Source organism: Paenibacillus sp. OK003, from assembly GCF_900109515.1.
GTDB lineage: Bacteria > Bacillota > Bacilli > Paenibacillales > Paenibacillaceae > Paenibacillus > Paenibacillus marchantiae.
This window is the reverse complement of the sequence record NZ_FOBD01000002.1, coordinates 438,606-453,839: the sequence shown is the minus strand read 5'-3', so window position 1 is coordinate 453,839 and position 15,234 is coordinate 438,606. Positions and strand designations below refer to the sequence as shown.

The window sequence follows — 15,234 nt, the reverse complement described above, 5'->3', positions numbered from 1 at the left end:
TTGACCGAACTTGCCCAGCATCTTAATAATGTGTCCGAATTGTGAAAAATAGACCTATATTGATTCATTTTGTAAAACTCACTTCCATCACTTGAACAAAAAAATACAGCCCCTACGAAATTCTTCGAGGTAGCTGTATTCACATGAATAGCATATTCACGTAATATCGCTCAAAGCTTCGGTTCCGGGACTAGGTTAATCACGGTCGTTCCACTCTGAACACTTACGATGTCCTTTAGATCAAAATCGGCCGGAAGTTCGACTTGGTGCCCATAAGGATACAGACGATCTGCTTCGGCAACCGTCAGGTTTTCCACTGAAGATGAATCTGCTCCCGTAGACTGAGATGAATCTGAATCTGATGGCGTGCCATCTACATCTCCCTGTCCTGTGCCTTCATCCGCAGTGTCAGAGGCTGTGCCAGTACCTGCATCCGTCGTTGTGCTCCCTGCTGCTGGATCTGAAGTATTGCCCTCCGTTGAGGCTGAATCTGCCCCTTGCTCGGCTTCTCCGCTCGGCTGAGTATCGTCCGCCTTATCGGTAGAAGAACCTGCTGAGCTTCCTTCAGACGTACCCTCTGAGCTGTCACCAGCTGTACCTTCGCCATCCGGCTCCTCATTTCGGTTGAAACTCTCCCATTCACCCTCAGCATTGAGCTTCTGTGTCGTACCATCTTTCAAGTTCCATATGAGAGTGTCCGTTTGCAAAGCGTTGCTGTCCGTTTCGTCTCTGTAACGAATCACCAACTGGGCAGGCGTCTGTGTGCCGTCGTCCGCTTCGGATGCAGGAACGAGGTAGGCGATCTGTTCAGCGAGCTCCACCTCCGGTTCAGCTGGAACAACGGGCTCCTGTGTCGGTGGAGGTGATGCCTCAGGTGTCTTCGCCTTATCGCTCATCAAAGCATACGTGCCTCCAGCAATACCAAGAATCAGAATGACAATGACCGATCCTAGAAAAAGGTTCTTCCTTTTACCCGTCAGCATGCGTACCAGCGGGGAAGACAACTCTGTTTTGGCGCGATCGTAAGCCGGCTTCATCGTCTTACTTGCTCTGGCATAATAGGGTTTGAAAGCTGACTTTGACTTAAAAGCTACGCGATCATGGGCCTTGAAATAGGCCACGATTGCATCCGAGTATCCCTTATGTGCGTTAGAGCCGCGAATAAACAAGCGTTGATTCCCTGACCACTCCATAAATTGATACAACACTTCTGTACGTCCTGAACTACTATAGATAAATTCAATCAGGCCTGGATAATCGAGTCTGTTGCTACCGCTGCCACCGCGATAGAAAGCCAGCGGCAGTGCTTCAAATGCAGTCGTATCTGGGCGATCACGAAGCTCTCCGGCAAGCCAGCGACGCGTCCAGCGCTGGAGCTCATTACGTTCGGCCAAAGAGAGGGATTCCAACTCCTCTTCGTCACGCCCCTCACCGCTAAGCCATGCTCTCGCTGCCAGCATCATGTTTGTACGCGCAGATACATCTGAGCCCTGGCGAGCAGCCCAGTCCCGAACCTCGTTTCCGTGCAACAAAATATCAATGCTTAACAGCTGTTCACGGTTAACCCGCTCCAGATCGAGATCCTGGATCATAAACAAGTTAATAACGTAAGCCAGCTTATCTGCAAGCCGGGTTAAATCCTCCTGATACGCTGGTGGTTGGACAGCGGACCCAGGTCCACCTTTCCGATTAGCACGAACTGAAGCTCCAGACTGTCCAATCCGGGCGGTAATACCTGTGTCTAAGCCGCCTGCGACTGGTACACGATCCAATATACTAACCCGCTTAAGTGCCTCATTGGCAGACTGAACAGGGTTGGGCGCAGAACACAAACGTTCACGCAGCTCCGTTCCTGTCCGTTCCAGCAAGAAACTGTTGTGGATGGCAGACGGGTGAGATGTAATCCATCTCTGGATCACTTCCACAACATCGGCGGCTGATTCCGTGCGTTTCAGCTGATTATCCAGATAGGGCTCGAACAGCAGCTTGGTCAGTGATTCGTTCGCCAGCACTTTGTCGAAGAAAGCACGGCTTAACAGGCTGTCCCGATCCAGCAAGCCATACAGCTCCTGCACGGCACGCATACGTTTCTGCGAACGGGCGTTATTAACACCATAGATGAAATAATCCACGATTCGGGACTGTACGACTGGCGCAGCGACCCGGAAATACTCCCCGATGCGTGCTGCAACCGATTCTTCAGGTACATTCTCCCGTTTGACGCTGTCCAGCTCACGACTGAGCAACGTCAGGAACAACTCGTTCAAACGAGAGCGTTGCTGTGCTCCGCCTTCCGGTTTCAAGTAGGTGAGCAACCCACTCAGGACATCGCTTTTGTTATCCAGATACAACTCTTCCATCCCCTGCTCCAGACGATAGAACATAGAAAGTTCCCCGTATGCTTCAATGGAGAGCTCCCGTCCAGGTTCCATTCCGGACAGCATCTCATCCGCAAAAGCATAAAATGAATCGGCAGCCGCAGGTTCGTGCAGTAGGGTCCAGGCAAATTCCGCATAAGGAAGCTTCGCCACAGATGCATCTGCATGGGTAACTCTGCCCGATACCAGATCAAAGGTAAAATCCTTCTCCGTATTCCGATCTTTTGGACGTAGCGTACCCCGCTCCACAAACTGAAGGTGGATGCCTTTCTTTGCCTGCGGCTCCTTTGCAAACGTCATAAAGCCGAGCTGCCGCCGGAACGCGTAAGGCAGCGCCGTATATAACAAACGCAGCAGTCCCTTGGCTCCGGCTGTAACTTCCTCAGCGGGCACATCTAGCGCAATGTATATCTTCCGACGTGTAGCTACAGCTTGCATGACGGCGTAGAGCAGGCGTTTGAATACCACCTCGTCCATTTTCAGAGCGGCAAAGATCTGACTTGGAGAGCTTTGTCCAACACCAGCTGCTCGTGGCAATTCAGTAAGCGCAGGCAGCACTGTACCTTGTTCGATGTCATAGGACGTGGCGAACACAGCATCCAGCCAGCCACCTTGCTTCATCTGCTCTTCCGAGCGTTCAGGAGACAAGACATAGTTATGGGCGAAAAAAGCGCTGCGCAGCCCGGTGAAATCAACGGACTGGTACACATTTTGCCCAAGTATCGTCTCCCCGCTCTCCAGATGCAGCAGATGAATGGACGGGGGAAACTTCGTCTCATCCTTCTCACTCCGGCCCGTCAGCTCCGCTGGAGCGTCATAGACGCAGTAGGGATGAAGCACTTTTTTGATAAAAGAAGGGTCCAGTCCTGGCGATGCGGCAACCGTATCGAACCCCTCCGTTGTGCGAAACACCCCGCGCCGCTCTCGAGTGTACAGCTGTTGTTCAATTGGCGGGGTCATGGAAGAACGCATCATCCCACTCTCCCCTCAATATACTTCAGCTTGTACAGCAGCCAGAGGAATGGCTCATCGACACGGATTGGACTGACCACACCTTGCAGCTTCATATCCACAGGATTGCTTCCCAGCGCAGACACCGCAAAGTAAGCCGTATCCTTAAAGTACACATCCATCGTGCCTTTGAACGGACGGTCCACCTTCTCGATAAAACGCCGGATCTCCCCGTCGATATTCTCGAATTCGGTCAGGTCAAACCAGTCGCGGTGCACCATGTTGCGGAATACATTACTGTTGGATTTGATGTAATCGCCCTCTTCATCCTTGAGGGAATGCAGCATGTCGCTTTTGGTGAGTACAACGGCTGTCGGAATATTCGTCTTGGCTTTGTCTTGGTACGCGATAAAGTCACCGAACATCGTTAACACCACATCACGCGGTTCATCGTATCTTGGCGTCCACTCGCCTGGCTCGTTGCCAAGGTTGATGCGGATTTTGTCCCGGATGGAACGAATCTGAAGCGGGTCCACCATAAACAGAATGCCTGCCGAGTTCTTGATATGCTGCCCGTGAAGTCCCAGATAGTCCTGCTCCACCATACCTTCACCAGCGACGTCAAAGAACACCAGTGTTAGCGGCGCTTTATCTTCATCCTTGAACACAAATTGGAAAATGAACGGCTCCTGCAGCTTCTCCTTCTGCGTTGAATCCAGCAAATCGCCCCGCTCGAATAATGGTTCTTCATAATCGGCACGGAACCGGCGGCTAATCTCCGCATTCAGCGGCATGCAGGCCGCATCAAAATGATCGGCTGTGTAATGCTGCAATGTATGAATCAATGAAGTCATGTAGACGGATTTACCCACCTGGGATGCCCCGATAATGGAAATGATATTGCTTGGTGCTTTGCCTGCTGTGACAGGCAGCTCGTTATGGCACTGTGGACACAGCCGACGCCGTGTAACCACACCGTAACGATCGTTCAGTCCCATCACAATGTTATCCGAATAGATGCGATGTTCCTCAGGTACATCATGCGGAGCCAGCACAGCCTCCATATCAAACACCGTATCCAGTCCAAACCGTTCGCGATATCGATTCAGCTTCGCATCTTCCCCAAGTGCGTAGTCCTCATCGTCATCGCGATGATGCGCAGCCCGGAACACAACCTCCTCCGGTGAAAACTTGCTGAAGCAATATGGACATACGATATCGTAAAACAACGGCCGCTCTTCCGGCTGCTGTCTCTTCAAAAACCGACTAAAAAAGCTCATAGCCACTCCCCTCCCCTGATCCGTTAGACAACGTTGATTTACACTTGCACTACGATGACAGAGTTTCTGTGTAAAAACTCGCCTAACTATCTAGTCTGATATTAGTCTATAGGCGGCTCCATACTTTGGTCCATCCGTGAAGAATAGCCTCACGTAATCGTCCTTGGCGACCTCGACGGGTGGCATCTCATTTCTCCCGGGAGCAAAATCACTCACAAAAGGGTACACCGTGCCATCTTCCTTATTCAACGGAACCCCACCTTGTTTGCGGACATAACAGAGCGCCTCCTTCGGAACAGGTGCTTCCGTTGTAACGGTCATCAGTACACTTTTTCGTTTCTGAAAAAAACCGCTCTTGTATCGGATCGAAAAGCGAATATCGGCCTTGCCTGCACTGGCAACGACCGTGTTGTCTCCATCACGCTGACGCACCAGAACTGGCCCGTCCTCCTGCATCTGACACACATACACTGTATAACGGATGGCACCAAAACCCGTGATTCGATCCATATATCCATTGCTCGCCTTATATTCTTCTTTTGTGTATAACTTCAGCTTGCCCTGTGCAGCCTGCTCCTCGGTACGATCATCACCCATCATATCGAGCTCCAGCCGTTCAACATATACAGCTTCCACGCTCTCTGGCCAGAGCCAGCGAAGTGTACACTGGCTCTCGTCCACTGCAAGTGTCAGTCTGCGAATCAGGGGCGCTGAAGGGTCTGCATCCGTAAAACGCATCTATCGCCTACCTCCAGACGTCAAAATCCTTTGCTGCGCGAATCTCTTGCCCGCTGACCGAATCCTTCCACCGAATGGGTTCCTCCACCAGCATCACGGCGCCCACGCGTCTTGCGTGGTGTATTCTCCTTGATCGGAATGATCCAGCTGAACAGGGTTAACACGCCAGATAAGATGAGCATCGCTCCGAATCTTACAAATGCATCACCAACCGTTGATCCGTCCAGACCCCATTCGAGCAGTAGTCCTGCCAATAAACCAGACACGGCACCCCCAATTCCGAAACTGAGTGCAAGATGACGGTTATCGAATACAAGACCGAGCGACACGCCCAGTGCGACACCAATCAACAGTAAGGCAGCCACTCTAAAGATAGCCAGATACGTACTATGCTCCATCATGCCTGTACGTTCGGTCACCAGCGTTCGTTCATCAATCGTATCGTAAATTTGCTGGAATGCCAGATTAAGTCCACCGGAATCTGGTACATCATAGTACATACCGCCCGTCTGCTGGGCGATATGACGCAGCAAGTCGGTTCCGGAAGGGTCCACCAGACTCAGTCCCACCGTATTGACGGCAATCTGTTCATTTGCATACTCAGACAAAATGCCAGATGTGTCTGCATCACTGAATCCATCGGATAGCAGAATCGCTACCGTTCCGCGTTTCGGGTCCTGTTTGCCCTTAATCTGCTCCATCGCTTCCCGCAGCACTGCATCGAAATTAGTTCCGCCCGAGGTCGTCACGATGCCATCAATTTTGCTGTACACCTCATTTTTGGCAGCTTCGCTGTCCAACGGGGTGAACGGCTGAAGCAGCTCGGGTTGATCATCAAAGGTAATCACCGCCACCTGTTTATCGCTTTCCATTTGGCTGATCAGTGTTTTGGCCGCTTCAAAGCGACCGTTATCTGGGTCTGTCTCACTCATACTGCCCGAGTTATCGATCATCAGCACGATATCCTTGACTTGCTTCACACCGCCTGGGTTAATCTGATACAGCAATTGCAGGGCAAGTCCGACGACAAACAACAGCGCCAGCGTTGCCGGAACAAGCAGTTTCCAGGATAGTCCCAGATATCGCAGCTTCCAGGAAGCCCCGTTCAGCTTGGGCGAGATCATCTCTGCGAGTAAACAGAATAATCCCACGCTAAGCGCCAACACGCCAAAGTATAATCCCATCAGCAATAGACGGGGCATTTCCCCGAGCCACTGACGCAGCATGATTTCTCCAGCCGCAAAGCCCACAGCTCCGCCAATCAGGCTGAACAGGACCAGGAGAAGATTGATTTTTCGCTGCATGTTTGCATGCATCCTTTCCAAACCAGCCGATGAACGGCTGAATTAATACGAAACCGGATGAAGAAAAACAAGAAATTTCATGTTCATGAACGGAAAACAGATCGACGACGTCAAGCCACTCCCGGACACAGCGAGCCAATAAGATGCACTTTGCCCGACTTTAGGCCCCTGGTTCCGTCTTCCATCTGTACCTCCCTTCCGTCCAACTAAGATACAGACATGCCTTATGTTTTAACGCATGGGTGACAGCTTCTCGGCCAGATCGGAGGGATGGAGCTCATAACCATTCTCCGTATACGAATCGTAATACACCCGGCCATTGCGATACACCATCAGGTCTTCCAGATGGAAGCCCCCCATCAGATTCAGCTTCTCCACACCACTGCTTCGTTCCTCGTATACCACACCCAGCTTATAGATCCGTGACGTTTCTTCGGCATACGCCGCATAGTCCATGAAGGCACTATGGTGATCACCAAAGAAATATTTTTCTTCATAACGATGTTCCTGCGTATAGTCGAATACTCTTACCCGAACGACCGCCTGCTCCTCCAGTGTGCGATACAATCGGCGGAACAGATCATCACGGGTCAGTACATTTTTGTCCCCATAGGTAATGGTAACATTCGCCCGCAACAGCAATTCTTCTTCGAAAGGTACCCGGAGCGGTTCTGCTGTAAGCAGCATCACATGACATACCTCCATCAGACGTTGCAAGAGTCGCTCGTTTCCTTCTGTGGCAAGCCGGTTCATATCCCCCATATGGCGGTCCTCAAACCAGACATCCCGTCCACGCTTTGCCTCCAAATCTGCAATCAGCGCTTCCGTCACTTTGCCGTAATACTCCATGACGTTCTGACCGATATATTCATCTGCAGCCGCTATGCTCTCCACCGCTGTCTCACGCAAAACACGTTCCAGCGTTGCCAGTGTCTCCGTTACACTCCGGCTGAACGTATGCAGTTGTTCCATCTCTGTGTCATAGACACGAAGCAGCTGCAATTCATTCTCCAGACGCAGCAATTCAACTTTGGGCACATACACACGCTCCAGCAAACAATCGATCAGGTTGCGCACGTTCTGTTTGTCACGGAACAACGCCCGTTTGAACGACTGATCCTCTACTCTCTCCTGCTGACGCTGCTCCAGCAAGGCACGTGCGGATTCAAGCTGCACCGATTTATCACGAATCAGCCCAAGCAAAGCCTCACGCACACTGCCGAACCCATTATCACTCCAGGCGGCCCACTGAAAATAGCCAACCTCAGGATGCTCCGTGCGCGATTGCTCAGCCTTACGACGAAGGGAGCCTTCTGTGCTGCGCTGACGTACTCGTTCCTCCGCAAGACGGACCACATTATCACGGAAGTACGCCTCTGCCCCATGTCCGAACAATGCTCTCTCCGCTTCACGCAGCGAGAGCGGCTTCAGATCGGTGAAGCTGACGTTATGCGTCATTATGCCGCTCATGCCGCTCACCAGATCCTCATCGGGAAGAATCCCTTCCACTTTGCGCTCTACCGAAGCCCCATCCAGTCCGAAGAAGGCGAGCTTGTCCTTGATGCTCCACTCGGGTTCCTGCCGCATCCGTTCAAGCAAATAACGATACAGGTGATACAACACCGCGAGTGCAATGGGTTTGTTCGGCCGTCTAATCTCGGCAAAACCTGCACTGGCATAACCATGCTGATCCGAGGTCGTACGAATGTTATTTTTGAACGACGTATTGTTATACGTATTGGCCCCTGTGCTTGTCACTGAACCAGAGCTATCTCCATCCTGCTTCCGGTTCTTGAGCAGACAGATTCGGCAGATGATCTCGGCATTTTCGATCCACCCGCCAGGTACGCCGGTTCCACGCTCGTTTTTGTCTGACAAAATATATACGAGATCGAATAACGGAGAAGCGGGATGTACAACCGGAATGGAGATACCGTCCTCCGTAACCAGCAGATTGCCACTGAACGTATAGTCCAGCCCCTGCATATAATCCAGTTCCCGCAGAAAAGCGAGTCCCGCTGCGCTTGCATATCCAAAGGAATCGACCTGCTCCATCTCGCTGACCAGCACATGCAAATCGGTCTGTACCGACTTGAAGGATTGAGACAATATTGTTTCGGTCAGCTTGGTAAGCTCCGGCAACAATACATTCAATGGATCATCTGCCCTGGTCACAACGGTCACGTAGATTCGATCGAAAGATGAATATAGGCGTCCGTATTCGGCAATACGATTACTCACCCGCCGCAAGGTACGATTCAGACCAAAGAGTGCCTGATCTGAATCGTGGAAGCTACGATGCACATCCTTGCGAAGCGTTTTGGAAGGTCGATCCGTCTGTATGGTGGACAAGGGAAGCACGTGACGGGTCACCTGACCATCATCCGAAGTGCTGCCATTCCTTGCATCACTCAAGCCGTTAACACGTGCATATCCTGAATGAGCACCATCGCTGTAAAGGTCATGCTTCGTTTGCGCGGGGTCATGGTCACGATGTTGGTCATGCTCCTGATTTTCCGTGCCAATCTGTACATAGACTACGCCTTCTCCGTTATCCCATTTCAGCCGGTTGATTTCCTGGACAGCAGACACTGCCGGAGCAACCTGGTCACCCACGAACAGGAACAACGCGGGGTAATGGATGCTGCTGCGACCATCACCCAGGCTGCCTTGACGCTCCTGCTCTGTTGCATACTGTGCTGCATACCTCTCCAGATTGCGCTTCAGAGCATTATTCGAGCTGAATTCCATCCCGGCCGCCACCCTTACTTCAGCCTTCTGCGAATGTCATTCAGTTTCGATGACATCGTTCTGTAGAACTGGTAGATGTCTTCTCCGTTTGCCAGTTCCACTCGCTCGTATTCCAGACGATCACGGGATTCCATGAACAATGCAGCCAGATCATCCAACTTCGTAAGCAGTGGCGTGATATCTTCGGAAGCGGTCAGGTCGTTATCACGGCGGGACGCTTTGCGCAGCAACGTGCTGCGATCCTTCTCCGCCAGTCCACGGAAGTTGCCAAACACTTCATATTCGGCAAAGTTGCGGCTCTTCATCAGGTTCGCAAACGGCTCCCATGCGTCTTCTTCCGGATCGCGGTCATAGACGTACAGCGCACCTTTCTTCACGATGGTATCGGTGTAGAGTGCTTCGATGAAGCGGTCATACCACTGCTCCTCGTCCTGATGCTGGGCGAGAATGCCTTCCAGCTCGGCGACTTTGGCTGAGATAGCGTTCATCTTCGCCAGTTCTTCACGTACCCTCGCGATCAGCTGCGGGGAACGCACCAGGTTTTCTTTAGCCATATCTTCATTAATACTTCCGAAAATGTCCTTCACCGACACCAGTGGCAATCCTTCGGATTGCAGGCGTTTCAATTCCATGACTGCCCGCTTCACTTCACCCAGGTTCGGCGTGGTGGACGTCAGGCGCATGTCGTAGGCAGCGAGCTTCGCGGACAGGTCGAACGGTTCGGTCGTAACAACGGCATAGCGGTTGCTTGTATTTTCGTCAATCGTTTTGGCTGTAACAATCTTATAGCCGATCGCCTGCTCGAATTCGGTACGTACACGGGCGTTGTACTGCTTCACCCTGGCGTTCTCGTACACATCTCCCCAGGATTTTTCCGGGATTGGAGACGGCAGATAGGTCCAGTTATTCTTCTCGGTTTGCACCAGATGGCGTCCGATACCTTCTTTGTCCAAAATGGTGCGTTCATAACTTTCCTCATATACTTTGAGCGGTGTGTACACAAACAGGGGTACCCCGTTGCGAGTGTTCAGCCAGAAGATCCGGTTGCGCACTTCACTTTCCTTGACGGTAAAATGAGATTTACCTACCGCATTGTTCTGATAGTTGCGAATCCCTCTCAGAATGCCCGGCGCCTGTGCCGGCACCGATACGAATCCCCAGGATGGGAAATGCAGACTGCCTGTGCTGTTGCTCAGATTGAACACCGGAACGGCCTCATCATCCAGTTTGCCTGCAATGAAGCGTTCCACGAATTTCTCGACTGACTCGTCCTGCCCATATTTGATAACCAGGAAGTCCTCCATCGAGCGGGTAATCAGATCCCCGAACTTCTCAGTCAGGAAATCAGAGATGGAGCTGACGATATCGATCTCGTTTTCTTTCACCCACTGGCTGGAGTTCTCCAGCAATTCACGCGAGAAGTCACGGATCAGATCATCCGTATCGCGCTTGTCCAGCAGTCCATCCACCACACTGACGATATCCGGCACACTTACAACGTTCCAGTAATACGTTTTGTTGCCTTTGTGATCGGACTGTTCTTCGCCGCGTGTCAGGATATCCCCGTTTTTGGAGAAGATCGAGCTAAGTGCGTTCAGCGTTTCAGTAAATACGTTATAAATGCGGCTGTTCTCCTGGTTCAGCAATTCGTACAGGTCTTCGTAGAACTCGATCATCTGATCATTGCGTTCCACATCGGCGTGCAGCCAGTACTCATGAATTTTTGCTTCAATATAAGCATTCTTCTTCTTCTCTTTGGAGACGAACGCACTCTTCGCATCGCCCAGCTTCTCTTCGGACTGCTCTTGAGCGGCCTCAATGTCACGCGGAATGCGGAAAGCATTCTCACGCAGAGTTTCAATGTACGACTGAATCATCTTCAGTACACAGAAGCCTTTTTCCGTGTAGATCAGACGGGAGACATAGAACGGACCCTGTTCAGGATGCAAAAACATACGCCGGATCTGTTCGGTGAACTGACCCGCAATCTCACCCGGCAGCTGCTTCTTCGCCTTGATATATTCCTCACGAGCACGAGCCAGGAAGTTCTGCTCCAGTTCGGTGTCCATGTTCACGACCTGTGATTTCACCACATTGCCATAGGACAGACGCTCACTGTTCTGATAACCTGGCAGCGGCTCCGGCACACGGGCTTCAAAGGACTTGACCACACTTTCGAGATCAATGCCGAGCTTGCGAGCAAACTTCTCGGTATCCTCCTGGTTCGGTGCTTTGGAGAACATGGTGCTCATTTTGTCGAACATGCGGTAAGCCAGATAGGTCGTCATTTCTTCAATCGGCAGTACCGCTGAGGATGCACCGATAATATTGTAATCATAGTTGGCCGGGTAGGCTTTGTTCATTTGTGCGATGTTTGTACGAATGTTGCTAATATAATCGTGGATGGCAAACTCCTCGCCGGATTGCTTTTCCTCACTCGCCATAAAGTTGGTGATGTTCTCGGCGGTGACGTTCATGCAGTAATCATAGGCGTTCTCCAGCAGTTTGCCTTCCGTGTTGGTTGCGGAAATCAGATGACACAGGTTGAACGGCGGCAGCGGTGAATTTACGGTCAGAATATTGCCGTATTTCTGAGAGAAACGCTCTCCCCGGCTATCCACGTTCATCCAGTAATCCAATTCCTTGAGCGCAGCGTATCCATTCTTGCGGATATATTCACGAGTGTGTTCACTCAAGCTTTTGTTGGACAGATTCACGTCTGGGGTGAACAGATAACCAAGCGTATTCACGCGGTCAATCCCGGCAGAGCCGTGATCCCGTTCGATAATCCCGCGCACGATATAGGAAATATCGAGGAAGCAACCACTGCCCGTACCGCCGGAAAGACCGGTCAGCAGGAACACCATCAGTTTTTTGTTGGTGCCTACAGATAATGTTTTGATCTTTTTGTCGATCGCCTGCACGACCTGGTTAATCTTCGTGAACAGCAGCAGGCGTCCAGCCTGACGCACCCCTGCGGCGCCGTTCATGCCATCGGTGATGCTCAGCTCCGGAGACAGCCAGTCCGTAATATACGGCTCCAATACGCTGCGGTTCTGAAGCAATCCACCAATTTCGGCATTGGACAGCAATACGAATTCATTAATTGGATCGAGTCCGATGCCTTTATACTTCTTGGCGCGATCCTGTTCGTTCGTTTCAAAAGCAAGAAACTCCACGTTGGACGGTTTGTCCATTTTTTTCTTGGATACCGGGTCCTGTGGCAGCTTGAAACGTCGGTTAATCTGGTATTTAAGGCGCAGCAGCGCATCAATACCTGTTCCTCCAAGACCGATAATTAGAATCGGGTTATCAATCGTATCGACTCTGATTTTCTCACTGACAATCCCTCCGCCAAGCGATACATCCAGTTGCTGAATATGTTCTCTAACAATCGGTTTCATTCCATGTCCTCCTTTGGATTAACGCACATATGCTTCAATCTATACAATTCAAACTAAAGAAATTTACACTTGCCACTCCGATGACAGAGTAACCTTCCGATCGCTGTTATCCCCAGATTTTTTCAATTCACTTTTACAAAGTGAAAATCCGGGGATAAAGGCGAACGCTTCGCTTCTTCAGGTTTTCTCTGTCCTCTCCGTTCTCGTGTAAACAATTATATCCAAATTAAAATGCATTCCTTTTAAACCAAATAATCAAATTACACCAGATACTCAATTAAAATCGTTTTGTCCGCCTGTTGCAGCGGGATGCTCAGTCGGTCACCGTTCTTCAGTTCAACGCCTGAGCTTGCATCAACGGCACGGCCGGATTTTTCCAGCGTTCCGCCTGCGGCGTTGCGGATTATAATTCGATCCCCATTGCTGGGTGTAAATACATACTTCTCGGTTTCCTTCAATTCAGGGTCCAGCTGTAACAGCTGGTGCAGATGGAATCTACCCCGGAAGGATGCCAGCTTTTTATATTGCGGGTACGACTTGTCCCCGGTATTCTCATCACGAATTTCGACAACCATCTGTCCGACAAATCCACGGTTTTTGCGTTTCAGCCAGCCTAACAGGAACCAGACACCCACAGCTACCACGATTAAGGCGATCACGCCCAAAATAACAGGCATCCATGGAAACGGCTTGTCCTGCTCGCCCGCAGGTGTCGTTGGCTGAGTTCCGCTACCGGCTGCTCCGCCCGCATTGATCGTAATTGGAGCACTTTCCCGGTAGAAGCTGTCTTCTTCTGCACGGATAACAAGCTCGTAGTTATGGTTGTCCGGCACTTCGAACGTTCCGGTGAACCCGGAGCCCGTGTTTTCGAGCGGCTGTTCTGTGCTTTTGCCTGTATCCTGATCGTTTACGACCAATGTCGCCTTCATATCGGCATACAGATCATTATCCTGCAGAGGCTGCCCTCCATTCTCCAGCTTGCCGGTCAGATCCACTTTGTCACCCTTCGTATAGGACTTGGTCTTAATTGGGTCCACAACGAGCTGGAGATCATAGTTGAACAACAGGTTGATATCGATGCTGTCTTTCGGAGCCCCTTTTACCCGAAGTTTCCAGTCGCCTTCCTGAGGCTTGAGCAGCTTCACCAAGGAATAACTCATCGAAGTCGAGAGCTTGGCTGCGTCAGAGTTGAGATCTACGGCCTTGCCGGAAGGATCGGTCAATTCAATCTGGACTTGCTTTGAAGACATGATCGAGATGTTGGCTTCAAGTACACTGTCGTTCGGTACGTTCACGGTAACTTCCTGATAACTGCCGTTTCCTGTAATGGAGGGCAGCTTCACGACATTCAGTTTGGCATGATCGGCGAAAATCTCACTCAGAATCTGTGGCAGATCATCCGGTGTATCTGTGATAAAGGACTTGCCTCCGGTCTGCTTAGCCAGATCTGCAAGTGCGTCCTTGTTCAGTTTGCCGTCTGCGTTCAGTCCAATCGTATATACCGGGATACCCTGATCCTGTGCTTCCTTCACGGATTTCGCCAGATCAGCGTCGGATTGTGCCTGTGTACGGCCTTTGGTTTTGTTAAAGTCATTGTTGCCATCCGCCAGCAGCACGATCATCGGCGAGTGGGATGGGTCTGCACCATGATTCAGTATGTTCACGGCTTCGGCGACACCTACAGAGACATCGGTATATGGCCCCCGGCCGAGCTGATCAATAAAATCTTTCAGGCTGCTCTTGTCCGCATCGGACTGAATCTCCAGCATAGCCTTTTCCCGCTCCACCTGATCGGTATAAGCGACAATCCCTACCTTGTCCCCCTGGACCGGCAGCATATCAATAAACATTTTCATGGCTTCATTGCTGATCTTGTCACGGTCACTTGTATTCATGGAATTACTGACATCGGCTACAAGTACCGCATCGATTCCGCTTGTCTGTGCCTGAGCCGCTGCAGCATGTGGCAGCAACGCCTGAGGTAGCAGCAGCGTTAGAAATGCCAGCAGAACCAGAGTTCCGCTGAGCCAGCGTATTTTGCTTGTCCGCAGCATTGGGTGTACTCCTTCACGTTTGAGATTAAAATGGGAATAGTTTATTATAGGCGTCAAGCCTTAAGGAAATCTTAACAGTCTACTAATAAATTCTGAAAAGCACCCCTATCTTCAGTTACAGTTTTGTAATGACTGACAAAAATCGACGAATTCATGTCAGTAGCTGGCACAAAAGTTCCAACTATGGAAATATGATATAGTTATTGCCAGCAAACTGCAATATAACGACGCTTGATCAGTAAACATTATAACTACGCATATTTTAACTATGCCTAGAAAGGAACGGATTATGGTTACATACGGATGCCTCGCCATATTGTTTCTTTTTGTCATTATAAAGGGGATTGCGTTCCTGCTTCATCGGCGCAAACCCG

The 15,234-nt window shown here is 50.8% G+C and carries 7 protein-coding genes; all 7 read right to left on the bottom strand.

The window, feature by feature from the left end; all coding sequences use genetic code 11:
* Positions 1 to 170: 170 nt before the first annotated feature.
* The 7 genes from BMW94_RS04805 to BMW94_RS04775 all read right to left on the bottom strand — a co-directional run bounded on the left by BMW94_RS04805 (position 171) and on the right by BMW94_RS04775 (position 14,860).
* Positions 171 to 3,353, bottom strand: a complete 3,183-nt coding sequence (locus BMW94_RS04805; protein ID WP_090995055.1) for a GAP1-N2 domain-containing protein — start codon at positions 3,351 to 3,353, stop codon at positions 171 to 173.
* Positions 3,350 to 4,609: a TRAFAC clade GTPase domain-containing protein gene (locus tag BMW94_RS04800; protein ID WP_024632789.1), complete on the bottom strand. Its 1,260-nt coding sequence runs from the start codon at positions 4,607 to 4,609 to the stop codon at positions 3,350 to 3,352. Before BMW94_RS04800 ends, BMW94_RS04805 begins: the two co-directional genes overlap by 4 nt.
* Positions 4,610 to 4,699: 90 nt before the next feature.
* Positions 4,700 to 5,347 (bottom strand): hypothetical protein, encoded by a 648-nt coding sequence (locus BMW94_RS04795; RefSeq protein WP_063566907.1) that lies wholly within the window; start codon positions 5,345 to 5,347, stop codon positions 4,700 to 4,702.
* A 20-nt stretch (positions 5,348 to 5,367) separates the two neighbouring features.
* Complete coding sequence (locus tag BMW94_RS04790; RefSeq protein WP_090995052.1) at positions 5,368 to 6,651, bottom strand: vWA domain-containing protein; 1,284 nt, start codon at positions 6,649 to 6,651, stop codon at positions 5,368 to 5,370.
* A 231-nt stretch (positions 6,652 to 6,882) separates the two neighbouring features.
* On the bottom strand, positions 6,883 to 9,402 hold the full coding sequence (locus BMW94_RS04785) for a transcription initiation factor TFIID (RefSeq protein WP_175480579.1): 2,520 nt from the start codon (positions 9,400 to 9,402) through the stop codon (positions 6,883 to 6,885).
* 14 nt (positions 9,403 to 9,416) lie between these two features.
* On the bottom strand, positions 9,417 to 12,806 hold the full coding sequence (locus BMW94_RS04780; RefSeq protein WP_090995049.1) for a tubulin-like doman-containing protein: 3,390 nt from the start codon (positions 12,804 to 12,806) through the stop codon (positions 9,417 to 9,419).
* 260 nt (positions 12,807 to 13,066) lie between these two features.
* The gene (locus BMW94_RS04775) at positions 13,067 to 14,860 is read right to left on the bottom strand and encodes a vWA domain-containing protein (protein ID WP_090995047.1); all 1,794 of its coding nucleotides are present in this window, start codon (positions 14,858 to 14,860) and stop codon (positions 13,067 to 13,069) included.
* Between the last annotated feature and the right edge of the window lie 374 nt (positions 14,861 to 15,234).

What these genes read in the sequence shown, in the direction of transcription:
- BMW94_RS04790 (WP_090995052.1), bottom strand. Translation starts at nt 6,651, where the DNA reads ATGCAGCGAAAAATCAATCTTCTCCTGGTCCTGTTCAGCCTGATTGGC.
- BMW94_RS04795 (WP_063566907.1), bottom strand. Translation starts at nt 5,347, where the DNA reads ATGCGTTTTACGGATGCAGACCCTTCAGCGCCCCTGATTCGCAGACTG.
- BMW94_RS04785 (WP_175480579.1), bottom strand. Translation starts at nt 9,402, where the DNA reads ATGGAATTCAGCTCGAATAATGCTCTGAAGCGCAATCTGGAGAGGTAT.
- BMW94_RS04775 (WP_090995047.1), bottom strand. Translation starts at nt 14,860, where the DNA reads ATGCTGCGGACAAGCAAAATACGCTGGCTCAGCGGAACTCTGGTTCTG.
- BMW94_RS04800 (WP_024632789.1), bottom strand. Translation starts at nt 4,609, where the DNA reads ATGAGCTTTTTTAGTCGGTTTTTGAAGAGACAGCAGCCGGAAGAGCGG.
- BMW94_RS04805 (WP_090995055.1), bottom strand. Translation starts at nt 3,353, where the DNA reads ATGATGCGTTCTTCCATGACCCCGCCAATTGAACAACAGCTGTACACT.
- BMW94_RS04780 (WP_090995049.1), bottom strand. Translation starts at nt 12,806, where the DNA reads ATGAAACCGATTGTTAGAGAACATATTCAGCAACTGGATGTATCGCTT.